Source organism: Paraburkholderia sp. GAS333 (assembly GCF_050435665.1).
Taxonomy (GTDB): Bacteria; Pseudomonadota; Gammaproteobacteria; order Burkholderiales; family Burkholderiaceae; genus Paraburkholderia; species Paraburkholderia fungorum_A.
Genome location: NZ_JBNDKS010000001.1, coordinates 735,552 through 759,200, shown reverse-complemented (window position 1 = coordinate 759,200; position 23,649 = coordinate 735,552). Strand labels below are relative to the sequence as shown.

The following is a 23,649-nucleotide window of genomic DNA, read 5'->3' as shown; positions in this document are numbered from 1 at the left end:
TCAGAGTCGAAACATGACCATCCGAAATCTTGTTGGCTTCGTCGCGACAGCCATTATTTTTATCGTCGCGATCCTGTTGGGCCGCGTGCTGTGGGTTCATTACATGGATGAACCGTGGACCCGCGACGGACGCGTGCGCGCCGAGATCGTGAACGTGGCGCCGGATGTGTCGGGCGCCGTGGTCGATCTGCCGGTGAAGGACAACCAGCTGGTGAAGAAAGGCGATCTGCTGATGCAGATCGATCCGTCGCATTATCAGATTGCTGTCGAGCAGGCGCAGGCTGCCGTGGCTGCCCGCAAGGCCGAATTGCAGATGAAGCGCGACGATGCGCAGCGGCGTGCGGATATGGATTCGCTGGTTGTATCGAAGGAGAGCCGCGAGAATGCGACGCACACGGCTTCCGCTGCTGAGGCTTCGTATCAGCAGGCGCTGGCCGCGCTTGATGCCGCGAAGCTGAATCTCGAGCGTACGCGGGTGGTGTCGCCGGTTGACGGCTATGTGACCAACCTCAGCGTGTTTCGCGGCGACTATGCGACTGCTGGAGCGGCGAAGCTCGCGATTGTCGATAGTCACTCGTTCTGGGTTTATGGGTACTTCGAGGAAACCAAGCTTCCGCATGTGCGGGTTGGCGATAAGGCCGAGGTTAGGTTGATGAGCGGGGGCACTTTGCAGGGGCATGTCGAGAGCATCTCTCGCGGGATTTACGATCGCGATAATCCCGAGAGCCGGGAGCTGCTCGCGGATGTGAATCCGACTTTCAACTGGGTCAGGTTGGCGCAGCGCGTGCCGGTGCGGGTGAGGATTGATTCGGTGCCCGATGGGGTTGTGCTGGCGGCGGGGATTACCTGTACGGTTGTTGTTACGCCAGGCTGAAGTGTTGTGCCGTGTGGCTTGGTTGTGGTCTTTGGGGTGTTGGCCTTTCCTTGTTTTCACGGTGGTCTATTAGCACTGCCCCTGTGCGGGGCGGCACTCACTTTCTTTGCCGCCGCAAAGAAAGTAAGCAAAGAAAGCGGGCTCACACCGCTAGCTTTGAAGCGGAGCCCCTGGCTTGGAGGGGGCAGTGGTTCATCTGGAATCCGTGCCCCCGCACACTCCGCGTTCGTGACAAGGCAGTCATTCTTCCGGCGGCGCTTCGCGCGCCCCTGCGGTCGTTCTGATGCGGTCGTTCTTTTTATCGACCGTCTCCTTTCTTCAGTGATTCGGCACCCAGGCTGAAGGCCTCATTCAAAGCCCGGTTTATCACTCCGGTCTTGCTTTCACGGGGTCTGTCGTTGCCACTAACTCCCGGTCTATCAGTTCCAGTTTCAACGGCTCGTCTGCCGAGAGCTTTTTCTTCGGCACTACTCTGCGCCAGCTTCCGTTCGAGTCCGGGTCGCGATAAAACGCGACAATGCCCACGTATTCCGTGTCGGCGTGCATCGGCTGCGTCACGCTCGCGGACGCGCCGGGGTTGACCACCGTCCCCATGCTGTCCTGCAGATCCCGTGCAAGCACGGTCTTGTCGTTCTTCAGCAGATCGTCATAGGACGCCTTGTCGAAGAGCTTGCGATCCTTCAACTGGTACACACGTACGGCGACCGACGTCGAACGCTTCGCTTCGTCGGGATTGATCGACGCACGCGCGGTGAGGTCGACGTTCAACACCTTCACCTGTTTGTAGAAGACGGCGTGATACGCACCCGACGTCGAGTCCGATACGGATTGCCACGCGCCGCAGGCACTGAGCAGCAGGCTGGCGGCAACGAAGGTCGTGGTTAATGTGGCCAGGCGGGTGAACATACAGCTACTCCAGAATCAGGCAGATGGTGCAAGGAACGGATTCGGGCCCGGCGTCGGAAACGCTTCGTAAGAGCCGAGCGGAATGGTAATCATGCGTTCGTTGCCGGAAAGCAGGACCGTGGTCCACGCAAGACGCGGCGCCGGACCTTCGTGCGTCGCGCCGATTTTCGGTGCGGGCGCGATTCGTGACGAGACCTCCATGCGCAGGAACACATCGGCCTTCGTCCCGGCGTAGAGGCGGATAAACGCCATCAATTCGCGGTGCAGCCACGCGCCCGGCAACAGGTCGTGCGCCTGTTCCGCAGATACAGGCCGCAACGTCACGCGTGCAGCCCGGCTGCGATAAGTCAACCGCGTGCCGAGCACGTAGCCGCCACCGAGGCCCCGGCGTCTGCCATCGGTACTGCCCACAGACGTGAGCGGTTGCGGTTTGCCGGCTCCTTTGACAGTCGGGAAGAACTCGTCGACGCGAACCTCGACACCCGGCGCGGCAAGAGCGACGACACCGGCCAGTCCTTCAGACGTGCGCGTTCGCTGGATCAGCAGACCCAGCAGCGCGAGCACCCGCGAATCCGGCAACCCTGCCCGCGCGGGCTTCTCGCCCCAGCCAAAGCCGGCCAGAGACAGCAGCTTGCGCGAATGCGGATCGGTGCCGCCAGCACGGAAGCCGACCGGATAGCGGTACTTCTTCCACGCGCGGTACAGCAGCGTGACGATCCGGTGATTGAACTGATCGAGAAACGCTTCGAGCGCTTCATGCCCTTCGGTGCGCAGCACGATGTCGTCGATCATGTGCGACGGCATGGTCGCATCCACGCCATACAGGCCCATGAACGTCGTGCGCACGGTCGGCGGGACATTGGGTCCGTAGATGGCGCCCTCCTCGTCAAATTCGACCGACGCGATTTCGCCCGCCGGAAAACCGACCCGCGCTCGCGGACGGAATCGCACGGGTTCGTGTTCAGGCGTGTCGCGCGTACCGAAGCCTGGGCGCTCTGGAACGCGCACTTCGAGCAACTGACAGAGCTGCATGAAGTTCATCGTCGGCGCGCGGCGAAGCAGCGACGCGACCAGCGGCTCAAGGTTGGGAGGGTTGGGGATATCGCGGTGCTTCATAGCGGGGAGCGCTCCGCCTTGCTGCGCGGCCATTCAGTGCGTTGCTGCGACGGCAGGCTAACGATCGCGAGCTTCGTGAACAGATTGATTTCCGCGTACAGCGCGAAGAACCGGTGCAGCAGTTCACCGAATAGCATCACATCACCGACGCCCGCGAATGCGTGACTGTCGAGCGTGACTTCGATCAGCACGCCTCGTTCGACTGCCCCACCCGACACCTCTTCAAGCAATTCCTCCGATACATGCAGAATGGCCGCGAGGCGCCGCCGGTTCAGTTCGTCGTTGGTCCAGTCGTAGAGCGCCAATGCGCCGCGCAACACTTCCGCGTCCATCATCGACAGGAAATTCGGCGCGAGGTGCGACAGTACGCGCCACTGGAAGCGGTCGCCGGTCGGCGGATAAAGCGGCAGCGTCGGCGCGGCCAGATTGCGCACGGCCGACACATTCGGCGTGCTCTCCGCCAGTTCGTTGAGGCTCGCTTCGCGCAGCCCTTTTCTTGGCAACAGACCGTTGGTGCCGGTCACGCGCAGCGACAGGTTTTCCGCCGGCAGGTCGGTCATCGACTCCCACGCGTGGCCGCCGAGAATGACCCAGGTGTCGTGCAGACCCGTCACGCCCTGCCTGACGCGAGTGTGGAAATACCGCTCCGGCGCCTCGTGCCGCAACATCCCGCCACGATGACGGAACGTCGCGAACGGCACGTATTCGTAACGTTGAGCGTTGGCATGATCGAACGATTCGATTGCGTCGACCGAATAGGTTTCGATGTTGGCCCCCTGATGACCCGCTGCCACCACACGGTATTCCGCTTCGTGATGGTTCACGTCGATCGGCTCGGCGTCGAGCGGAAACAGGTTGATGACCGGCGTGCAGAAGAGCCGCACGTTCTCCGCCGTGAAGCGCTGGTCGGACGGATAAGCGTGTTCGAGCGCGATCTCAAGTTCGAAGCTGGATGCGTTGGCGGGCAGCTTCGCGATATCGAGACCGCACAGGTCGACGAACAGAAACTTCTCGCGGAACGTGAAGTATTCGAGCAGCAACTGGTACTTGTACAAAGCGGTCACGAGCGGCCAGACGCTGAAGTCGATCGAGATCAAGTGGTACAAGATCGACGATGCGGGCAAGGAGAAGGAGTACTTCAACACCAAGCTCGACAACGTGAAGGTCGTCGCGGTCAAACCGAAAATGCTCGACATCAAGAATCCGTCGTTCGAAAAGCACAACCACCTCGAAGACGTCGAACTGCGTTACGAAAAGATCACGTGGTCGTACAAGGACGGCAACATCATCCACGCCGACAGCTGGAACGAACGCTCGTAAGGCTCTCCGGGAGGCCGGCGCCCATTTGATCCAGAAGATCGAATAGTTGCCGCCTCCATTCGCCAGCGCGTCCTGCGCGCGCTGGCGCTTTCTATTCATATCCTGCGACGCCGGATCGGTCGCAGGCTCTCATTTTCGTGACGATCATGACGCTGCGCGACGACCGAAGGGGGTCCCTGCGGGACTCAACGCATCTGCTTCGCAAGCTCGGGGCGCATTGCGCGAACGCGCTCGCCGATGCAGCCAGCCTGTGCAACGCTCGCCTGCATGGCGAGATTACGCCCGAACACTGGCTGCTGAAACTGATCGAACATGACGATGGCGATATCCCCGCGATCCTTCGCCACTACGGGATCGACATCGATACGGTGTGGGATCCGCTACTCGCGTCGCTTGAGCGGCTGCCGCGCGATCTGCGCGGCAAACCTGCGCTGTCACGAACGCTCGCAGAAATTCTGGAAGGGGCGTGGTTTCACGCATCCGTCGCCGACGTGGCCGCCATACGTTCGAGTCACGTGTTGCAGGCGCTGATCGACGCGCCGCATTGTCTGCGTGCCACCGACGCATGGCCGCTGCTGTCCGTCAGTGCGGTGCAGATCCAGCGGCTCGCGGCCGTGATCGACCGTCATTCGGTCGAAGCCGACGTCAGCGCAAATGCCAATGCAGCCGACAACAATCCATCCGCGCGCCCGACCGCGACGGAAGACGGCTCACGTCCTGACGCATCGGCGAAACCGCAACCCAGCAAGCGTGCGGGACAACCTGAAGGTGAAGCCCTCGCCCGCTTCGCCGTCGACCTGACGGCACGAGCGCAACGCGGTGAAATCGATCCGGTTTTCGGCCGTGATCGCGAAATCCAGCAGGTTATCGACGTGCTCGCGCGGCGCCGCAAGAACAACCCGATCCTGGTCGGCGAACCGGGCGTGGGCAAAACCGCCCTCGTCGAAGGCCTGGCGTTGCGAGTCGCTGAAGGAACCGTGCCGACCGTGATCCGCGATGTACGCATCCTGACACTCGATCTGGGATTGCTGCAGGCCGGGGCCGGCGTGAAAGGCGAATTCGAGCAGCGCCTGAAAAATGTGATCGATGAAGTCCAGCAATCGGAAATGCCGGTGCTGCTGTTTATCGACGAGGCGCACACACTGATTGGCGCCGGCAACGCAACCGGCGGAGCCGATGCCGCGAACCTCCTGAAACCGGCCCTCGCCCGTGGCGAATTGCGCACGATCGCCGCGACCACCTGGTCCGAGTACAAAGAGTATTTCGAGCGCGACGCGGCGCTCGAACGACGCTTCCAGGCGATCAAGGTCGACGAGCCTGATGACGCCGCCGCGTGCCTGATGTTGCGCGGCCTGGCGAGCCGCTATGCGAAACACCACGGCGTACACATCCTCGACGAGGCCATCACGGCGGCGGTCAAGCTGTCGCGCCGCTATATTCCGGCCCGTCAGTTGCCGGACAAGGCGGTCGATCTGATCGACACGGCGGCCGCGCGCGTGCGCATGGGACTGGAGTCACCGCCGGCCGAACTTCAGCGGGCGGGCGCTGCGGTGGCCGCACTCGAACTCGAAATCAACACGCTCGTCGCCGATCAGAAGGCGGGGGCACAAAACCTGCACGAACGTCATGACGCACTGCAGACCGCACTCGCCGAAGCGCGCGCGCAGCGGGATACGCTGCAACAGCGCTACACCCACGAGCTTGAACTGGTCAACGCTGTGCACTCGCAGCGCGATTCGAATCGGGACGCAGCAGTTCAGAACAACGAGGCGCTCTCCATCGCGAGGCGGGCCGTGCTCGACGCGCAAGGCAAAACGCCATTGGTCTTCGTCGACGTGGACGCGCAGGCGATTGCCCGCGTGGTTGCCGAATGGACCGGCGTGCCGGTAGGCAATCTTCTCGACGACGAACTGACCGGACTGCTCACGCTCGAACAGCATCTCGCCACCCGTGTGGTCTCTCAGGACGACGCGCTCGGTGCGCTCGCCGAAAGTCTGCGCACGGCGAAAGCGGGTCTGAAAAACGAGCACTCACCGCTTGGCGTGTTCCTGCTGGCGGGACCTTCCGGGGTCGGCAAGACCGAAACGGCGCTCGCGCTAGCCGACCTGCTTTTCGGCGGCGAAGCTGCGCTGACCACCATCAACATGTCGGAGTACCAGGAGGCTCACACGGTGTCGCAGTTGAAGGGCTCGCCTCCCGGCTATGTCGGATACGGCCGTGGCGGCATTCTCACTGAAGCCGTCCGGCAACGGCCCTACAGCGTCGTGCTGCTCGACGAAGTGGAGAAAGCGCATCGGGACGTGCTCGATATGTTTTACCAGGTGTTCGATCGCGGCACGATGCGCGACGGCGAAGGACGCGAGATCGACTTTCGCCACTGCGTGATCCTGATGACGTCCAATCTCGGCAGCGCGCAGATCGACGAGGTCACGGCGGAGAACCCCGCTATTTCGCAGGGCGAACTGCTCGACGCAATTCATCCTCCGCTCGTCGCACACTTTCAACCCGCGCTACTCGCGCGCTTCCAGACGCTGGTCTACCGGCCGCTCGATGCCAATGCGCTTGCGTCGATCGTGCGCCTGAAAGTCGCGAAGGTGGCCGAACGCCTGCACCGTCTCTACAACGTCGCGCTCACCTGCGACGACGCGCTGACCGCGTCGCTCGCCCAACTCTGCCTCGCGCGCGAGTCGGGAGCACGCAATGTCGACGCGTTTCTCAACCAGCGCATTCTTCCCGCCGTATCGCGCGAGCTTCTGGCGCGGATGGCCGGAGGTAAGCTGCCCGCGGAAATCCATCTGTCGATGTCTGAAGACGAGAGCCTCGTGATCGACTTCATCGACCGCCGCGACACGCCCTCTGCTACGGGCGTGTCGCTGGACGATCCTGTTGCAGTCGCTGTCTGACGGAGCCCGTGATGCCGGTCGGCCCTTCGCTGTATGACAAGCTACTCGGCCAGATCGGCGGAGAGCCTCTGGACGCCCATGACGACAGGACGCTCGAAATTCTGAGCGTCCAGCAGAATATCCGCCGCATCCTCAATGCACGAGCAGGCGCGCTCAAGCATCTGCCCGACTATGGGCTGCCGGATCTCACGAATATCTACAAGGCGTTGCCCGCGTCGGCGCATCTGCTCAGGCAGCAGATGGAAGCGACCTTGCTGGTGTACGAACCGCGCATCCGTTCAATCGATGTGGAGTACATCGACAATCTCGATCCCGGGGTCCTGGTGAGCTATGAGATGACGTGTCATCTGAAGAAGGCTGGACTGGTGCGCTTCGGGACGTACTTCGAACCGCCGGGCCGCATGCGTGTGCAGCGGATCGAGCGTGAGCGTTGACGAAACCGGCATCGGGGAACGCGCATACCGCATGCGCTTCCCCATCCACCGTCTACACCCGGAACTTCCCCACCACGACTTTCAACCCCTTCGCCTGGTCGTCCAGCGAACGCGCCGCCGCCGTCGCCTGCTCGACCAGAGCCGCATTCTGCTGCGTCCCGGAATCCATCTGCGTCACCGCGAGGTTGATCTCCTCGATCCCCGCGCTCTGCTCGGAAGACGCCGCGGAAATCTCGCCCATGATGTCGGTCACACGCTTAACCGCCTTCACGATTTCATCCATCGTCTGGCCTGCATGCTGCGCGAGCGTCGAACCGTTGCCGACGCGCTCGACGGACGTGTCGATCAAACCTTTGATCTCCTTCGCCGCCGACGCACTGCGCTGAGCCAGATTCCGCACTTCGGCGGCGACCACCGAAAAGCCGCGCCCTTCCTCACCCGCGCGCGCGGCTTCGACCGCCGCATTGAGCGCCAGAATATTCGTCTGAAACGCGATCCCCTCGATCACGCCGATGATGTCGCCGATACTGCGCGCGCTCTCGTTGATCTCGTTCATCGTCGCGACCACGCGGTTCACGACCACACCGCCCTTCTCCGCGATCTCCGACGCGTTGTCGGCCAGCGTGCGCGCCTGCTTCGCGTTGTCGGCGTTCTGGCGGACTGTGGAGGTCAGCTGCTCCATGCTGCTGGCGGTGCGTTCGAGCGCCATCGCCTGCTGCTCGGTACGCTGCGACAGGTCCAGATTGCCCATCGAAATCTCACCCGACGCGGTCGCAATCGCATCCGCGCTCGACGCAATATCGGCGACCGTGGTCGCCAGGCCGCTCTGCATGTCGTGCAGCGCGTACAGCATGCTCGATCGATCCTTGCGCGCCAGCACGATCCGGTTCGACAGATCCCCCGCCGCGATCCGGCTGGCGATTTCCTTCGCGTACGCCGGCTCGCCGCCAAGCTGCCCGGCAAGACGACGCACCACCCATTCGCTGATACCGAACGCGAGCACGATCAGCCCGACCGTCATCAGCGCGATCATCACGAACGACGAGTGGTAGATGAAACCGGACGCGTCGATGGTCGCCTTCGCCGCCGTCCCGCGTTGCGCGACGAGTTCGTCGACGAGCTTTTCAAGCTTGCCGGTTTCGACCAGCAACGAGATGTCCTGGGTGCCCACCTGCCAGTTCATCTGCGTGAGATCGAGCGGTTGCGTTTTGACGAGTGTGACGAAGTCCCGCAGATGCCCGCTCCATACGGTAACCGCTGCGGCGAACGCCTTCTGTTGCGCGAGCGCTTTGGCGTCGGAGGTGTCGACGTACTGCTGCAGCGTGCCGAGTTGCGCGGACAGACCGGCGAGCGCCTGATCGACGTCCGCACCAAGTTCGTCGCGCTCCTTCGCGGTGGTCGCGGTCAGCAGCATTTTTTGCGCGCGGCTTGCACGCAACATGTGGCCGCGCGCTTCTTCGGCCGCGCGACTGGCGATATGCCCCTGATCGTAGATGGATTGTGCGGACGCGTTCAGCCGGCTGATCTGCGCAAGCGAAAACACGCCGACGAGCAGCGTGCCGACGAGCAACACCGCGAACGCGAGCCGCAATGTGGTCTTGACCGACATGCCCTTGAACCTCGCCGCGCGCGGCGTCGCGTGCACCGCCTGTGACTGCGGCCCGGACGCCGCACCGAACCCCGCGCCGCGCCGGCTGCCCTGCGAAACTGCTTTCATCTTCCCCGTCCCCACTTTTAGCCTGTTCAGACCTGCCGGAAAGGTCGGTTCCGGCATTACCGCCTATCAGTCCGGGTCTGCGTCGGGGAGATCTGCGATCTTCGATGCCGCTCACGTCCGCCGACCGCTTGCTGCCCGGTCCCTGACGCGCCGCTTTGTAAGCTTCGCGCCCGCGACACGTTTTATACACGGCCAAAAATCGCCCGAACCGTATTTATCAGACGACTTGCCGCGAACCCGGTGCTGCGCAACGCAGGTTGGCGGCGAGACCCAACGCATTTCGCCCGCTCCCGCCGATGTCCGATTCGCGACAAAACTTGTCCTTACAATTCGCTCAAGCCACATTAAACTTCGCTAAATAACGAAATGCACTAGAAGTCGCGTCGAATTGCCGCACCAGACGGGCGTATTCCCACGCGACGCCCCGGTCGCCGCTGAACAATTTTCGCCATCTAATCCGCCACCACCCATCTCTTTTATCCAGCATATGGAAACGAGTCTCGAAAAAAGCGCCCTCGCTGGCGCATCAGCCGGAAGCGGTGCTTCCAACCCTGCATCCGGGGCCGCGCAACCGGCGGCCAAGGTCCAGCGCACGGTCTATTCCGTGCTCGGTGCAATCAGCTTCTCGCACCTGCTCAACGACATGATCCAGTCGTTGATCCTCGCCATTTACCCGATGCTGAAAGACAACTTTTCGTTGTCGTTCGGACAGATCGGCCTGATCACGCTGACCTACCAGATCACGGCATCGCTGCTGCAACCGTTGATCGGCATTTACACCGACAAGCATCCGAAACCCTATTCGCTGCCCGTCGGCATGGGCTTCACGCTGTCGGGTCTGCTGCTGATGTCGGTGGCGTCCAGTTTCGGCGTGCTGCTGATCGCGGCGGCGCTGGTCGGCTGCGGTTCGTCGGTGTTCCATCCGGAATCGTCGCGGGTCGCGCGGATGGCGTCGGGCGGCCGCCACGGCCTTGCGCAGTCGCTGTTCCAGGTCGGCGGCAATGCGGGTTCGTCGCTCGGACCGCTGCTCGCCGCACTGATCGTGATTCCGCACGGCCAGCGCAGCATTGCGTGGTTCTCGGTGGCGGCGCTGGTCGCGATCGTCGTGCTGACGCAGATCGGCCGCTGGTACAAGCGTCATCCGTCGGTGAAGAAGGCACGCAATCAGGCCGGACACGCCACGCTGCCGCGCAACAAGGTCATGTTCGCGATGAGCGTGCTGGTGCTGCTGGTGTTCTCGAAGTATTTCTACCTCGCGAGCATCAATAGCTACTTCACGTTCTATCTGATCGACAAGTTCCATCTGCCGGTACAGGCAGCTCAGGTCCATCTGTTCGTGTTCCTCGCGGCGGTGGCGGCGGGCACGGTGATCGGCGGTCCGATCGGCGACAAGATTGGCCGCAAGTACGTGATCTGGGTGTCGATCCTCGGCGTCGCGCCGTTCACGCTGCTGCTGCCGTACGCGAACCTGTTCTGGACCGGCGTGCTGACGGTGATCATCGGCGTGGTGCTGGCGTCGGCGTTCTCGGCGATCCTCGTGTATGCGCAGGAGTTGATTCCCGGCAAGGTCGGCATGGTCGCGGGGTTGTTCTTCGGCTTCGCGTTCGGTTTGGGCGGCGTCGGTGCGGCGGTGCTCGGGCAACTGGCGGATGCCACCAGCATCGCATTTGTCTACAAGGTCTGTTCGTTCCTGCCGCTGATCGGCGTGCTGACCGTGTTGCTGCCGGATATCGAAGGCAAGCGCGCGAAGGCGTGAGTGAGCCCTCAGTCGATTGCATTGTGGAAAAAGGCGCTGCGGCGCCTTTTTCTTTTTGTGCGAGCGATGATGGTGACAAGTGTGGCGGTGCCGGCTAGAAGCCCCGGTTGAAAATACCGGCTCGCGAGCGAGGTTCGCACGTCAAACCAAATCACCGGAGTAAAGCTGACCGACAAGCACAGGCTGGCCGCCCGCCGCGTCTTCACACCCCAGCAAATCAGCCGCGTCGGCACGCATTGCGCTCATGGTGAACCCGCGTTGTCCGCCGCGTCGCGCGTGCTCTATCCTTGAGCGGACATCGCTGCCGCTTTCGCGCCGCGCAACACGGCGACATGGCTGCCTGACCCGACTGTTCCCTCCCGCCGCACAAGGATCGCCGCAGATGACAAGCTATCGCGACTTCCACCGCCGTTCGATCGAGAATCCCGAGGATTTCTGGCGCGAACAGGCGCAGCGGATTCACTGGCACACGCCGTTCGACGACGTGCTCGACCGCTCGAATCCGCCGTTCGCGCGCTGGTTCGTCGGCGGCCGGACCAATCTCTGTCACAACGCGGTCGACCGTCATCTCGCCGAACGCGCGCAGCAGAACGCGCTGGTGTACGTGTCGACGGAAACCGGGATCGAACGGCGCTACACGTATGCCGAGCTATACGGCGAAATCAACCGGATGGCCGCGGTAATGCGTTCACTCGGCGTGAAGCGCGGCGACGTCGTGCTGCTCTATCTGCCGATGATCCCCGAGGCGCTGTTCGCGATGCTAGCGTGCGCGCGCCTGGGCGCGATTCACTCGGTGGTGTTCGGCGGTTTCGCAGCGCCGAATCTCGCGGCCCGCATCGACGATGCAAAGCCCGTGCTGATCGTGACCGCCGACGCCGGTGCGCGCGGCGGCAAGGTGATCGACTACACGCCGCTGATCGACGAGGCGCTTGTGCGCGCGATGCACAAGACGCCGCACGTGTTGCTGATCGACCGGCAACTCGCGCCCGAGCGCCTGAACGCGCAATATCTCGTCGCCTACGAGCCGCTGCGCGAACAGTTCTTCAACGTGCATGTGCCGTGCGAATGGCTCGAATCGAACGAACCTTCGTACGTGCTGTACACGTCGGGCACGACCGGCAAACCGAAGGGCGTGCAGCGCGACGTGGGCGGCTATGCGGTCGCGCTGGCGGCGTCGATGGAACATATTTTCGAGGGCAAGCCCGGCGACACGATGTTCACGGCGTCGGACGTGGGCTGGGTGGTCGGCCACAGCTACATCGTCTACGCGCCGCTGATCGCGGGCCTGACCACGGTGATGTACGAAGGCACGCCGATTCGCCCGGACGGCGGCATCTGGTGGCGCCTCGTCGAGCAGCACAAGATCAATCTGATGTTCACCGCACCGACCGCGCTACGCGTGCTGAAAAAGCAGGACTCCGCGCTGCTGAAAAAGTCCGATCTGTCGAGTCTGCGCACGCTGTTTCTGGCCGGCGAGCCACTCGATGAACCCACCGCCTCATGGATCGCCGACGCGCTCGGCAAGCCCGTGATCGACAACTACTGGCAAACCGAAACCGGCTGGCCGATGCTGGCGATTCCGCGCGGCGTCGAAGGGTTGCCGTCGAAGCTTGGCTCGCCGGGCGTGCCGTCTGCCGGGTTCAATCTGACCTTGCGCAACGAGCTGAGCGGAGACGCGTGCGCGCCCGGCGAGAAAGGCGTGCTGACGCTGGACTATCCGTTGCCGCCTGGTTGCATGTCCACGGTATGGGGCGACGACAACCGTTTCGTCAGCACGTACTGGTCGAGCATTCCGAACCAGCAGGTTTATTCGACCTTCGACTGGGGCGTGCAGGACGAAGACGGCTACGTGACGATTCTCGGCCGCACGGACGATGTGATCAACGTCGCCGGCCACCGGCTGGGCACGCGCGAAATCGAGGAAGCGTTGTCGAGCCATGCGGCCGTCGCCGAAGTGGCCGTGGTCGGCGTGACGGACGCGCTGAAGGGTCAGGTGGCGATGGCGTTCGTGGTGCTGCGCGGCGCGCAGATTTCCGCGGACAGCAGCGAGCGCGCAAGGCTGGAGGCGGAACTCACGGCGACGGTCGAGCGTCAGCTCGGCGCGATCGCGCGGCCTGCGCGCGTGGTGGTGGTGTCGATGTTGCCGAAGACGCGTTCGGGCAAGATGTTGCGCCGTGCAATCGCGGCGCTCGCCGAAGGACGCGATCCGGGCGATCTGCCGACAATCGAAGATCCCGCGGCGTTGGTTCAGGTTCGGGAAGCGTTGGGCGGGGTTGGGACGGGCTGACGGAAAGCGGTGACGCGCGGAAAAGAGATTGGCCGTTGAAATCCGGAAAGTTCGGCTAAAAACACCCGCTAGTTATGAAACGCGTGGCGGCGGATAAATCCGCCGCCACGCGTTTCATCCGCGAAATTTTTTAAAGCTCAAACCGCTCCGCGCGCGCCGAGAAAGCGCGTCAGGATCGCATTCGAATACGTCCCGGCAATTTCCGTCAAAAACGAGACGAACGATTGGGTCGCGTGATCGTCGGCGGTATCGGAGATCGTGCGCACCACCGCGCACGGCACGCCATATTCATGACAGACCTGGGCGATCGCCGCGCCTTCCATCTCAACCGCGAGCGCGTCCGGCAACGCGTCGCGTAACGCCTGCACGCCGACGGCGCTGGCCACGAACTGATCGCCACTGATGATCAACCCGCGATGCACGCGCGGCTCGCGCGTGCCGAAGCGCGCCGCCGACGCCGCGCCCTCTTCCGCGACAAAACGCTCGCAGGCGGCGGCGAGCCGGTCGGCGAGCGTGGCGTCGGCGGCGAATCGCGACATGCCCAGCAAAGGTACTTCGAAACGCGGAAATAGCGGCGACGCGTCGAGATCGTGCTGAAGCAGTGTATCGGCGACCACGATATCGCCGACTCGCACCTCCGCTCCTACTCCGCCCGCGACGCCGGTGAACACGACCGCTTCGACATCGAATGCATGGATCAGCGCGCTGACGGTTGCCGCCGCCGCGACCTTGCCGACGCGCGCCAGCGTCACGACGCACGGCGTGCCGTGGACGGTGCCGAGGTGATAGTCGCGGCGGCCGTGCGTGATGGTGCGCACGCCGGATTCGGCGCGCATGGCGTCGATCAGATCGCCGAGTTCTTGCGGCAAGGCCGCCAGAATCCCCAGCGGACGATGCGAGACGGGCGCGCCGTTCCGGCTCGGATAGGGTTCGGGTGAAGCTGCCGCGGCGGTGTTGTGTCCTTCGGCCGGGATCGCATTTCCGATGCCTGTAGCGCCGGCGCCAACGCTGACGCCACCGGCGGTTTCCACGCCAGCCGCCGCGCCTGAAGCCGGCGAACCCGAAGCTGCATCACCCTGACTCATACGATCCGCTCCCTCGCCACGCGCGCTCACTCGACCGCCTGCAATTTGGCGACCGCGAGCGCCAGCCACTTCTCGCCGTGCCGCTTGAATTTGACCTGCGCTTTCGCGTCGGTCCCGCCACCTTCGAGCGCCGTAATCGTGCCCTCGCCGAACTTCGTGTGAAACACCTGCTGGCCGACGCGGAATCCCGTTTCCGCTGCGCGCTGCTCATTCGCGAAAGCGGGCAACTGCGCGGGCGTCGACGAAGCCGGGCCGGTGTAACCCGGCCGCGCAAACCAGTCGCGCCCATAACCCGCGTTGTCTGAGCGGCCACCCCAGCGCGCGCCCGCCTCGATCTTCGGCGTGAGCCACTTGAGCGTTTCCTGCGGCAATTCCTCCAGGAAACGCGAACGGATGTTGTAACGCGTCTGACCGTGCAGCATCCGGCTTTGCGCGAACGACAGATACAGCCGCTCCTTCGCCCGCGTAATCGCCACGTACATCAGACGACGCTCCTCCTCCAGCCCATCCGATTCCATCGCGCTGTTCTCGTGCGGAAACAGTCCCTCTTCCAGACCGGTGATGAACACCGCCGTGAATTCGAGACCCTTGGCCGCGTGCACGGTCATCAGCTGAACGGCTTCCTGGCCGGCTTGCGCCTGGTTGTCGCCCGCTTCGAGCGACGCGTGCGACAGGAAACCGGCGAGCGGCGTCATGGTGTCCGGGTTCTGCGCCGGGTCGGCGACGCCGGGCGCGTCGAGCACGACGGTGTTCGGGTCGTCGGTAGCGACGACCAGTTCAGGCGCGGCAGTTGCGCCCGGGCGCAGCGGAATCGACCGCGCCGGCGTGTCCATCCCGTAGCCTTCCTCGCTGACGAAAGCCGCCGCCGCATTGACCAGTTCCTGCAAGTTTTCCAGCCGGTCCTGGCCTTCGCGTTCGTTCTTATAAAACTCCGACAGACCGCTCGTGCCGACCACGTACTCGACGGTTTCCGGCAGGCTCATCTGCTGCGTTTCCGCGCGCATCTTGCCGACCAGGTTCGCGAAATTCGCGAGGCTCGACCCCGCCTTACCCGCAACATACGGAATCGCCGCGGCCATCGAGCAGTTATACAGACGCGCGGCGTCCGCGAGTTGCTCGATCGAACGCGCGCCGATGCCGCGCGTCGGGAAATTGACGACACGCGCGAACGCAGTGTCGTCGTTCGGGTTGTCGATCAGACGCAAATACGCGAGCGCGTGCTTGACTTCCTGGCGCTCGAAAAAGCGCAAGCCGCCGTACACGCGATACGCGATGCCCGCGTTGACCAGCGTGTGTTCGATCGTGCGCGACTGCGCGTTGCTGCGGTACAGGATCGCGATTTCGCTGCGCGACGTGCCCGTGCTGATCAGCGCCTTGATTTCCTCGACGATCCAGCCCGCCTCCTGTGTATCGGTCGCGGATTCATACACGCGCACCGGTTCGCCATGACCCGCGTCGGTGCGCAGATTCTTGCCGAGACGGCGCGAGTTGTTCGCGATCAGCTGATTGGCTGCATCGAGAATATGGCCGTGCGAGCGGTAATTCTGCTCGAGCTTGATCAGATGACGAACCTTGAACTCGGTTTCGAAGTCGCGCATGTTGCCGACGTTCGCGCCGCGGAATGCATAGATCGACTGGTCGTCGTCGCCGACGGCGAAGATCGAATTGGTCTGACCCGCCAGCATTTTCAGCCACGCGTATTGCAGCTTGTTGGTGTCCTGGAACTCGTCGACCAGGATGTGCCGGAAGCGCGCCTGATAGTGCGCGCGCAGCGGCGGATTATGCGCGAGCAGTTCGAAACAGCGCAGCAGCAGTTCCGGGAAATCGACTACGCCTTCGCGCTGGCACTGCTGGTCGTACGCTTCGTAGAGTTCGACGAATTTGCGGTTGAAGTTGTCGGTCGCGTCGACGTCTTTCGGTCGCAGGCCCTGCTCTTTCGCGTTGTTGATGAAGTACTGGAGATTTTTCGCCGGGTACTTTTCGTCGTCGATGTTGAGGCCCTTCATCAGACGCTTGATCGCGGAAAGCTGGTCGGCGGTGTCGAGAATCTGGAAAGTGGCGGGCAGGCCGGCGTCACGGTGATGCGCACGCAGCATGCGGTTGCACAGGCCGTGGAAGGTGCCGATCCACATGCCGCGCGTGTCGATCGGCAGCAGCGCCGACAGCCGCGACATCATTTCGCGCGCGGCCTTGTTGGTGAAGGTGACCGCGAGGATCGTGGCCGGCGACGCCAGGCCTTGCTGGATGAGCCACGCGATACGCGTGATCAGAACGCGGGTCTTGCCGCTGCCCGCGCCGGCGAGGATGAGCGCGGGCTCGTTGGGGAGCGTGACGGCGGCGTGTTGTTCGGGGTTTAGATTGGCTAGCAGATCGGGCATTTTTTCTGGAGGGACGGGGCGGCGGTTCGTGCGACATTATATGCCCCGGCGGGGGTTGGGCTTTTTTGCGGGCTGCGCCATTTGGCGGCGTTCTTCGGGGTGTTGGCCTTTCCTTGTGATCGCGGTGGTCTATTGGCGTTGCCACTGTGCCGGGGGGAGCTTTTTTGAGCTGCGCCCTTTGGCGGTGTTCTTCGGGGTGTTGGCCTTTCCTTGAAGTCACGGTGGTCTATTGGCGTTGCCCCTGTGCGGGGCGGCACTTACTTTCTTTGCCGCCGCAAAGAAAGTAAGCAAAGAAAGCGGGCTCACACCGCTAGCCTTGAAGTGGATCCCCTGGCTTGGAGGGGAAAGTGGTGCGATCAACGAATGATCCCTCGCGCAGTAAACGCCAGTGACCAGGCAGTCATTCGCTCCCACTCCGCACTACGTGCATCGCGGACGGGACTGCACGGGAAGCCAGCGGGTTTGTTATATGCGGCGAGAAGCGGCTTCGCGTCGCTGTCAAAACGACGAAGCATGTATAGGTTAATAACCTATACGGGGCTTGAGCCTTCTCACCCTGAAAAAACGGGGAGCGGACATTCCCCGCCACGCCTCGCTGCGGGCGAACGACCGGGGGCGCGCGCAGCGCCGCCGGAAGAATGACTGCTTTGTCACGAACGCGGATCTGCCCGATACCGTCCACTAGCAGTAGCAACCTCAAACTGCCTCGATTCTTTGCGCTCGTTGATAAGGATGTCTTAATTCCTTTCGCATACCACTCTCCAGATTTATAACCCCTCAGCTAACTTTGACGATATTTGACAGAAGTCCTATAGAACTTTCCGTAAAACAGTTTGCATACTAGAGCGGGGTCAATTCAGAGACGTGTCGTAAATTGCGCCGACGACACATTTTTTATGGGAAATTTAAAATGTTGGAGCAAGAAAAAGTTAGAGGCACGATGTACGCATTCGCGACGCTTGGCGCACGAACCGAGCGCGGCGGGTATCTGACACACGCAACAAGCGGCCTGGTTATCTGCGGTCTGCGTGCCGCTTGTGTGGGCGATATCGTCACGTATCGCGACGGCAGCGAAGCGGCGATTATCGACGGCACTGGTAAAGTCCCGCACTATAACGGTAAATGTCTTGCACTTGTTGGCAGTCACCTCAGCAACGGCGATTCCATCGCCTTTACGCCTTGGGATGATGGAATATCCGGCGTATTCATTCCCGAAGGCGAAAGCCCCGAAGGTCTGTTCGATCCGTCCTATGCGCCGCCCCCGCGCAAAACGTTCTATCGCTACGCGCTGCGTGGATCGACTACGGCACGCGGCGGCGTGCTGCGCGAGCCGGGCGGTAAATGGCGTAGCAACGGCGAGGATATCAACGTAGGGCAATTGGGCGATCTGGTTCACTACGCGGACGGCATGACCGCTCGCGGTATTAGCGCGCTCGCGATGATTGCAAATCCGGGTTACGGCCAGTTTGCCTATGTTGGCAGCGTGCTTGATAACGGCGACACGATCACGCACAGCCCGGAACGGGATGGCGGCGCGAATCCAGACACGTACAGCCCCGTAACCGAAGATCAAGTTAAGCGCGTGCAAGCATGATCCGCACGTTTCTCGCTAGAGGCGACCGAGGCGGCGAAGCCGTAATTACTGAAGGGCTAGATTTCGTCACCTGTTCCAATCCGCCTCCTGCTGCGTACATCGCAACGCTGGGAATGAAAACCTATTGTTCAGCATGTAAGCAGGAGGGCTATATTGCACCGCGCGGGCCGCGTTGGCCGGGTACGGGTCCAAACGGAAAAAAATGGGCGTTAAGCGGCGACATTAATATCTGTGGTTGCAACCCACCGCCCTTGTTCTATCCCAGTCGCGAACGTCATATGACGATGAGTTTTACTAGCGATGAAGCGGCACGACTGATGGGAAAAGCCACGCCAGTATCATCAAGCGCGGTAGCGTCGTCTGTTGCCATCTACGATGAACAGGTGCGAGCCGTTGCGGCCCGCGCTTCGCTTGCCGGTTATCCGTACTTGATCGAAAAGGCAGACGGGCAAACTGTATGCGGGCGCATTGAGAGTTCCGGTCGCTTGCCCCGTATCTATACCGACACTGCCGCGACCTACACAATCCATTGGGGCGACGAAGCCCTAGCCCTTGAGGAATGGCAATAATGCCGAACAAGAAAACGCACGTTCAAACGAATACAACTCAAGGCTCAGTCAAGGAAGTGCCACTAAACGTCTTGACGTTCCAAGAGCTCTGGAATAACTATCCTTCGGGCGATCCGTACGACAATCCGGCATACACCGACCAATGTGCAATCCGCATGAGCGTGACGTTCCATCGCGTCGGGATTGAAATGAAATCCTTTTCTTCAAAGTTGGTGCATCCGCTTTCGGGGCAACCCAGCATTGGAAGAATCATACTTGATGGTAAAACTACGGCAACTCGGGCAGACGAGCTTGGCGAGTGGTTGCAGTTGGGGCCGTTCGCCGGATTGCCAAAAGCGGAAAATGTCACTGGACTGGACTGGGAATCCAAGGTGAAGGGGCGGACCGGTATTATCCAGTTTTCACGTTACTGGACACGGGACGGAGAAAGTACGGCGGATGCCAGCGGCGGCCATATTGATCTATGGAATGGATCGCGCTTGACGATCAGCGGGCCAATAGATTCGGTTGCCACGATTGGGCGAAGGTTTGGAATGAACTCGCTTTTTGCTGGCACCTCGTTTGGCTTCTCTGATCTACGCAACTCGAAGCAGATTCTATTTTGGGAAATCAAGTGAAACGGTTCGTGGTCGGTCTTGCTGGAATTGGATACGGCCTGGTTGTCACATGGGCTTGTTTAGTCACGCTAAGTCGTTTTGACTGGTTCCGCAATTCGCATAGGATCATGCAAGGTTGCCATGAGTTGGGCAAGTGCGCGCTCCCGTGGTACAACTGGCCAATTCTGTATGTCGTCATTTTTGGCCCTGCTACGGTAGCAGCGGCGATAAACCTTTACGCATGGCGAAGATGGACCTTCAAGCGCTGGGGGTACTACACAGGGTCGGCGATGTTTCTGTGTGCGGCTCTTTACTTCGTCGCAGTTATTATTTTAGAGCGTTAGCGAAGATTAACCGTATCGGCTGGCAAGGTTAATCGGCTTGCCGAGACAAGCAAGAATCATTGATGCAACCGTGTAAGCCCCGCTTCGGCGGGGCTTTGCATATTCATACATGCGAAAAGGCCCGCCCCGTTCGGGCCTTCTCAATGTTATGGCCGCCGCCAGTGATTGACACGACGCGGCGATCCGTCACGATGCCACTTGCTCCGTTGCAGAGCGATCTTCTCTAACGACCGCAATACCTCTTCTCGCTTGCCGACCGTTTCCGCTTGTGCCATAGCGCTTCGATATTCTTCAGGCGTCGGCTCGACGCCATCGCAGTACCGGTTGACCACTACGGTCAGCGCATCCATTGGCGGTCCGGCATAGCGCCTGCGCAACGCGACCAACGCGTCAGGCGTAAGGTCTGTCAGGTCGTCGGTCTGCAAGATGGCGGCACTGATCTTCAGCACGGGTTCCAGCCAGTGAACCAATTCTGACGTGTGCTGCTTTCGTACTTCGAGCGATCGAAGGTTGTCATAGCACCGCTTTCTATCATCGTTATCAAGAGTGGCCGGTGCGAAACGATACGTGAACTCGATTCGTTCCCATCCCATGTAGTGACGCACATGAGCGACGTTAGCTCCTAGATTCATTTCCGCTGTCTCCTAAAATAGTTTAAAAAAAACCCGCACATGGGTGCGGGCTTTGAACACATGGCGCGGTCCCGGAATGGGGCCGAGCCTGTACAACACGGTTCTATCCATCCGGGCACGCGACGGGCGTATGACTACCGCGCACACTTGAAAATATCCTGTTCATCAAGACTCCGAAATTATTATTGAAAAGTTTCACTGATTTTTCAGTATTGCCTTTCCGTCTCGTTCGTCTGTTCAGGTTCATGCTTTTTCTCCACTCGCTTATAGGTGTGCGATTCGGGTGCTGAAATTGTCGGTCCTACCCTACGGACAATGCCCGCTCGGCGCGGGTTCAGCGTGGAAGGAAACGGGCTCAACTACCATCTTTTTGGGGCGCAGCAGTTGAGTCGGGTTACAGGCAAGAACCATTGCGAGACTTTTGCGAGTACGGTCCCGCAAGACAGGCAATGCTTCCATTTCCTTGAATGTTTTAGGTGCGCAGCCAAAGGCTTTAGCGCACTGCTTGATAGCCATATGGCGATGCCTTCGCCACGCTGCAATAGGGGATTTACCCTCCGTCAGATGTGCCATGACGGCATCAGGATAACGAGTGTCGTCTGGGGAATATTCCATCGCGCGGTCCTTATGCGGACGGATTGACTGAACGGGCGTTGTCTCAGAGCCGGGTTTGGGTGTTAACTTTCCGACCGTGCAATCGTAGATGTCGGCGAATCGCTTCAGCGTGCCCGCGTTTGGAACGTTGTAGCCGCGCTCGTGCCAGAGAATCGTGTCTGGGGAGACACCCGCAAGTTCGGCCGCTTCGATGGGCGAAAGTTCGCGATAGAGACGCCATGCCCGCAACACATAATTTCCGTGTTCGATAAGCGTTGCTACTTCGTCCGATATCGGCTCTGAAAAGATTCGCGGAAAATAGACTTGCTGTCTGGAGCGGAGTGGGCGTTTCGTTGAGGCTGGCTCGACGGCTGGCTGGACAACGTTCGAATGAGTTTCAACTGGTCGGGCGGGGAACTCGACGGCGTGCGCGGCCTCACGTATCAACCTCTCTTCGCGTCAGGAACAGCCTTTCGGCCCGCTCACGCCGGGTCCGTGGTTCCGGGAAGGCGTCCTTAGGCGGCTCGTCAATATAAGGCGTGGCATCAGACAGGTTAGGCAGGCCATCTAGTGAACTCCTGAAAGCGCCGGATGGCGTTTTTTTTCCATCACTACCGCGTGGGCACGGAGCGCCGCATTCCGAAACTCGACTAGCTGGTTCAACAGCCCTACCGGCATGTCAACCCGCAGTCGCCTCCCTTCGTGATCGGTAATGAACTGGCAAGCAGATAAATCAAGACCGTAATTCATTGGCAAGAATAGAAAATCAAGTTTTGACCGGTGGACCTTATTGATTCGGTGCGGATGTATGCGCCAGGGTATGCATTCGTTCTTCCCATGCCCGAGCGTCGCCGAGGGTAATCATTACCTTGCGACCAAGATGAATTTCGCTCGGCCCTTGTCCCGTACGGCGTAGCCGGTAATAGAAGGACCGGCTTAAATGGTAAGCATCGCAAAACTCGTCAATGGTAAAAACCCGCCGTAAGTCGCTCTCCGTAGTGCGTGGCCCAACGTGAGACGAGAGGCCCGAAATTTCGGGACGGGGCGGCGGGCCAGTTTCCTCTTGCATGGCATTGCTCCTTGTGAACATTCCTTATTGGTATTTATAAATGCCAGTGCATGCCTGTGGATAAGTGCGTTTTCCTATCCACCCTTCATCGGTAAGTGCATCTTTCTATCGCCGTTCGCCGGTGAGGTAAATAATTCTTTTGATGCAGGGAGGCACACGCGTAAGCGTGTCCTCCCAAGTACGAAATACCGATTGCTATGCCGCGAGGGCGAGAGACGCGCTGGTTGGGCGTTCCAGCAGGCGGACGGCGCGGGCGCGATGTTGCGGCGAAAGATGCGCGTAGCGCAGCGTCATCTTGATGTCTGCGTGTCCAAGCAGTTCGCGGACAGTGTTTAGATCGACGCCTGCCATGACCAGCCGGGAGGCGAAGTGGTGGCGCATGTCATGCCAGCGGAATGCCACCAGTTTTGCGGCCTTGCGGATTTCCGGCCAGATTTTCAGACCGCGAATCGGCGCGTCTCCCGATTCGTTAGGGAACACCAGGCCGTTCGTGGCGCGTGCCTTCCAGCGGGTAAGGACGGCCAGCGCTTCGGCGTTGAGTGGGACGTGACGCTGGCGGCGAGACTTCGCATTGACTGACAGGACCGTGACGAACGCGAGCCGTAGGTCTATGTCGGACCAGTGCAGCTTGAACAGTTCGCCGCGACGCAAACCCGTGTGCAGGCTCACGACAATGGCGACTTCGGCCGCGTCTTCATGATGGTTGCCGTATTTCGTGCGCAACGAGGCACGGTGTTCGTCCAGCGCGTCATACAGTCGTTGCTCTTCTTCAGGATCAAGAAACCGTACCTTGCCGTCCGGCTCGTTCTGCTTTTTTACCTTCTTCATCGGACTGGTCGTCAGCACTTCCCACTCGACGGCTCGCGCGAACAGTCCACGCAGCGCGTTCAGCTTACGGTTCAACGTGGACGGCTTGAATTCCTTCTTCAGCAAATCCGTACGCCATTCTTCGATCATGTACGCCGTGCATTCATCCAGCGGTGTATCAAGCAGGCCAGGAAACGACATGCGGATCATCTTCGCCGTTATCGTGGCGCGGGCGAGCGTCAGTTTCGTTTGAAGATGGCGTTCGTAACGCTCGTCAAGGAACGCCCGGATGGTCGGCACACCTGCCACCTTCTGAACCGCAACGCGTTGCGCCTTGCGCTCGACTAGCTGAAGGGGCAAGTCACCTTTGCGGTCAAGCAGTGCGATTTCACGACCGCAACGCTCGCGTGCTTCGCCGGGTTGCAGGTCCGGCCAACGCCCCACGTTGCGCCGTCCCTGCGTGCCATCAGGCTTGACCCAGCGGTAGGTGTACGCGACGGTTCCGACTGGCGAAACCTTGATGCCGAACCCGGTCAGGTCTGCATCCTGGAACGCCTGGTATTTTCCGTTCGGTGAAATGGCGCGAATGAATGCGCGGTCGATGCGGTGACGTGTGCCCATGCTGCCATGTCCTCATATATAGATGGAGCACCGCGCCGCAAGCTGGC

At 61.1% G+C, this 23,649-nt stretch carries 16 protein-coding genes and 2 pseudogenes; 9 read left to right on the top strand and 9 right to left on the bottom strand.

Annotated elements, in window-relative coordinates; translation table 11 throughout:
* The first annotated feature begins 13 nt into the window (after nt 1-13).
* Nucleotides 14-874: an efflux RND transporter periplasmic adaptor subunit gene (locus ABH945_RS03485; RefSeq protein ID WP_074764717.1), complete on the top strand. Its 861-nt coding sequence runs from the start codon at nt 14-16 to the stop codon at nt 872-874.
* A 366-nt stretch (nt 875-1,240) separates the two neighbouring features.
* Here the strand turns inward: ABH945_RS03485 and tssJ are convergent, their stop codons facing one another.
* The 3 genes and pseudogenes from tssJ to tssF all read right to left on the bottom strand — a co-directional run.
* Nucleotides 1,241-1,780: a type VI secretion system lipoprotein TssJ gene (gene tssJ / locus ABH945_RS03480; protein ID WP_429249716.1), complete on the bottom strand. Its 540-nt coding sequence runs from the start codon at nt 1,778-1,780 to the stop codon at nt 1,241-1,243.
* A gap of 15 nt (nt 1,781-1,795) precedes the next feature.
* Nucleotides 1,796-2,896: a type VI secretion system baseplate subunit TssG gene (gene tssG, locus ABH945_RS03475; RefSeq protein WP_429249715.1), complete on the bottom strand. Its 1,101-nt coding sequence runs from the start codon at nt 2,894-2,896 to the stop codon at nt 1,796-1,798.
* Nucleotides 2,893-3,945 (bottom strand): annotated as a pseudogene (tssF, locus tag ABH945_RS03470) (type VI secretion system baseplate subunit TssF); the annotation flags it as partial. The pseudogene tssF and the gene tssG, both read right to left, overlap by 4 nt.
* On the opposite strand from tssF, the pseudogene tssD reads away from it, so the two are divergent.
* The 3 genes and pseudogenes from tssD to tssE all read left to right on the top strand — a co-directional run.
* A pseudogene (gene tssD / locus ABH945_RS03465) lies at nt 3,929-4,216 on the top strand (type VI secretion system tube protein TssD); the annotation flags it as partial. The pseudogenes tssF and tssD overlap by 17 nt on opposite strands.
* Before the next feature lie 146 nt (nt 4,217-4,362).
* Nucleotides 4,363-7,119, top strand: coding sequence for a type VI secretion system ATPase TssH (tssH, locus tag ABH945_RS03460; RefSeq protein WP_429250359.1), 2,757 nt, complete (start codon nt 4,363-4,365; stop codon nt 7,117-7,119).
* An 11-nt stretch (nt 7,120-7,130) separates the two neighbouring features.
* A complete protein-coding gene (gene tssE / locus ABH945_RS03455; protein ID WP_074764727.1) occupies nt 7,131-7,553 on the top strand; it encodes a type VI secretion system baseplate subunit TssE in 423 nt (140 codons plus the stop codon).
* Between the two features lie 52 nt (nt 7,554-7,605).
* Here tssE and ABH945_RS03450 read toward each other — a convergent pair whose 3' ends face one another.
* Complete coding sequence (locus ABH945_RS03450) at nt 7,606-9,270, bottom strand: methyl-accepting chemotaxis protein (RefSeq protein ID WP_429249714.1); 1,665 nt, start codon at nt 9,268-9,270, stop codon at nt 7,606-7,608.
* Nucleotides 9,271-9,757: 487 nt separating this feature from the next.
* On the opposite strand from ABH945_RS03450, the gene ABH945_RS03445 reads away from it, so the two are divergent.
* Together ABH945_RS03445 and ABH945_RS03440 are read left to right on the top strand one after the other, a co-directional pair.
* Nucleotides 9,758-11,026: an MFS transporter gene (locus ABH945_RS03445; protein ID WP_074764729.1), complete on the top strand. Its 1,269-nt coding sequence runs from the start codon at nt 9,758-9,760 to the stop codon at nt 11,024-11,026.
* A 382-nt stretch (nt 11,027-11,408) separates the two neighbouring features.
* Nucleotides 11,409-13,313 (top strand): propionate--CoA ligase, encoded by a 1,905-nt coding sequence (locus tag ABH945_RS03440; RefSeq protein ID WP_429249713.1) that lies wholly within the window; start codon nt 11,409-11,411, stop codon nt 13,311-13,313.
* A gap of 137 nt (nt 13,314-13,450) precedes the next feature.
* Here the strand turns inward: ABH945_RS03440 and ABH945_RS03435 are convergent, their stop codons facing one another.
* Both ABH945_RS03435 and ABH945_RS03430 read right to left on the bottom strand, forming a co-directional pair.
* Nucleotides 13,451-14,398, bottom strand: a complete 948-nt coding sequence (locus ABH945_RS03435; protein ID WP_429249712.1) for a 5'-methylthioadenosine/adenosylhomocysteine nucleosidase — start codon at nt 14,396-14,398, stop codon at nt 13,451-13,453.
* 26 nt (nt 14,399-14,424) lie between these two features.
* Nucleotides 14,425-16,776 carry a UvrD-helicase domain-containing protein gene (locus ABH945_RS03430; RefSeq protein ID WP_074764735.1) on the bottom strand — a complete coding sequence of 784 codons (2,352 nt, stop codon included), beginning with the start codon at nt 16,774-16,776 and terminating at the stop codon, nt 14,425-14,427.
* 910 nt (nt 16,777-17,686) lie between these two features.
* Here ABH945_RS03430 and ABH945_RS03425 point away from each other — a divergent pair.
* The 3 genes from ABH945_RS03425 to ABH945_RS03415 are packed head-to-tail and all read left to right on the top strand — an operon-like array spanning nt 17,687 to nt 19,556.
* Nucleotides 17,687-18,370 (top strand): PAAR domain-containing protein, encoded by a 684-nt coding sequence (locus ABH945_RS03425; RefSeq protein WP_429249711.1) that lies wholly within the window; start codon nt 17,687-17,689, stop codon nt 18,368-18,370.
* A complete protein-coding gene (locus ABH945_RS03420; RefSeq protein WP_429249710.1) occupies nt 18,367-18,939 on the top strand; it encodes a hypothetical protein in 573 nt (190 codons plus the stop codon). Before ABH945_RS03425 ends, ABH945_RS03420 begins: the two co-directional genes overlap by 4 nt.
* The gene (locus tag ABH945_RS03415) at nt 18,939-19,556 is read left to right on the top strand and encodes a type VI secretion system amidase effector protein Tae4 (protein ID WP_429249709.1); all 618 of its coding nucleotides are present in this window, start codon (nt 18,939-18,941) and stop codon (nt 19,554-19,556) included. Before ABH945_RS03420 ends, ABH945_RS03415 begins: the two co-directional genes overlap by 1 nt.
* A gap of 469 nt (nt 19,557-20,025) precedes the next feature.
* Here the strand turns inward: ABH945_RS03415 and ABH945_RS03410 are convergent, their stop codons facing one another.
* The 3 genes from ABH945_RS03410 to ABH945_RS03400 form a co-directional block, all read right to left on the bottom strand.
* Nucleotides 20,026-20,511 (bottom strand): hypothetical protein, encoded by a 486-nt coding sequence (locus ABH945_RS03410; protein WP_429249708.1) that lies wholly within the window; start codon nt 20,509-20,511, stop codon nt 20,026-20,028.
* Between the two features lie 306 nt (nt 20,512-20,817).
* Nucleotides 20,818-21,357 (bottom strand): helix-turn-helix domain-containing protein, encoded by a 540-nt coding sequence (locus tag ABH945_RS03405; protein WP_429249707.1) that lies wholly within the window; start codon nt 21,355-21,357, stop codon nt 20,818-20,820.
* Between the two features lie 1,012 nt (nt 21,358-22,369).
* Nucleotides 22,370-23,602: a tyrosine-type recombinase/integrase gene (locus ABH945_RS03400; RefSeq protein ID WP_429249706.1), complete on the bottom strand. Its 1,233-nt coding sequence runs from the start codon at nt 23,600-23,602 to the stop codon at nt 22,370-22,372.
* Nucleotides 23,603-23,649: the final 47 nt, after the last annotated feature.

Excerpts from the sequence above, each read along its gene's own strand:
- ABH945_RS03435 (WP_429249712.1), bottom strand. The coding sequence starts at position 14,398 with ATGAGTCAGGGTGATGCAGCTTCGGGTTCGCCGGCTTCAGGCGCGGCG.
- ABH945_RS03400 (WP_429249706.1), bottom strand. The coding sequence starts at position 23,602 with ATGGGCACACGTCACCGCATCGACCGCGCATTCATTCGCGCCATTTCA.
- ABH945_RS03450 (WP_429249714.1), bottom strand. The coding sequence starts at position 9,270 with ATGAAAGCAGTTTCGCAGGGCAGCCGGCGCGGCGCGGGGTTCGGTGCG.
- ABH945_RS03410 (WP_429249708.1), bottom strand. The coding sequence starts at position 20,511 with ATGAATCTAGGAGCTAACGTCGCTCATGTGCGTCACTACATGGGATGG.
- tssJ (WP_429249716.1), bottom strand. The coding sequence starts at position 1,780 with ATGTTCACCCGCCTGGCCACATTAACCACGACCTTCGTTGCCGCCAGC.
- tssH (WP_429250359.1), top strand. The coding sequence starts at position 4,363 with ATGACGCTGCGCGACGACCGAAGGGGGTCCCTGCGGGACTCAACGCAT.
- ABH945_RS03430 (WP_074764735.1), bottom strand. The coding sequence starts at position 16,776 with ATGCCCGATCTGCTAGCCAATCTAAACCCCGAACAACACGCCGCCGTC.
- ABH945_RS03415 (WP_429249709.1), top strand. The coding sequence starts at position 18,939 with ATGCCGAACAAGAAAACGCACGTTCAAACGAATACAACTCAAGGCTCA.
- ABH945_RS03445 (WP_074764729.1), top strand. The coding sequence starts at position 9,758 with ATGGAAACGAGTCTCGAAAAAAGCGCCCTCGCTGGCGCATCAGCCGGA.
- tssE (WP_074764727.1), top strand. The coding sequence starts at position 7,131 with ATGCCGGTCGGCCCTTCGCTGTATGACAAGCTACTCGGCCAGATCGGC.
- ABH945_RS03425 (WP_429249711.1), top strand. The coding sequence starts at position 17,687 with ATGTTGGAGCAAGAAAAAGTTAGAGGCACGATGTACGCATTCGCGACG.
- ABH945_RS03485 (WP_074764717.1), top strand. The coding sequence starts at position 14 with ATGACCATCCGAAATCTTGTTGGCTTCGTCGCGACAGCCATTATTTTT.
- ABH945_RS03440 (WP_429249713.1), top strand. The coding sequence starts at position 11,409 with ATGACAAGCTATCGCGACTTCCACCGCCGTTCGATCGAGAATCCCGAG.
- ABH945_RS03420 (WP_429249710.1), top strand. The coding sequence starts at position 18,367 with ATGATCCGCACGTTTCTCGCTAGAGGCGACCGAGGCGGCGAAGCCGTA.
- tssG (WP_429249715.1), bottom strand. The coding sequence starts at position 2,896 with ATGAAGCACCGCGATATCCCCAACCCTCCCAACCTTGAGCCGCTGGTC.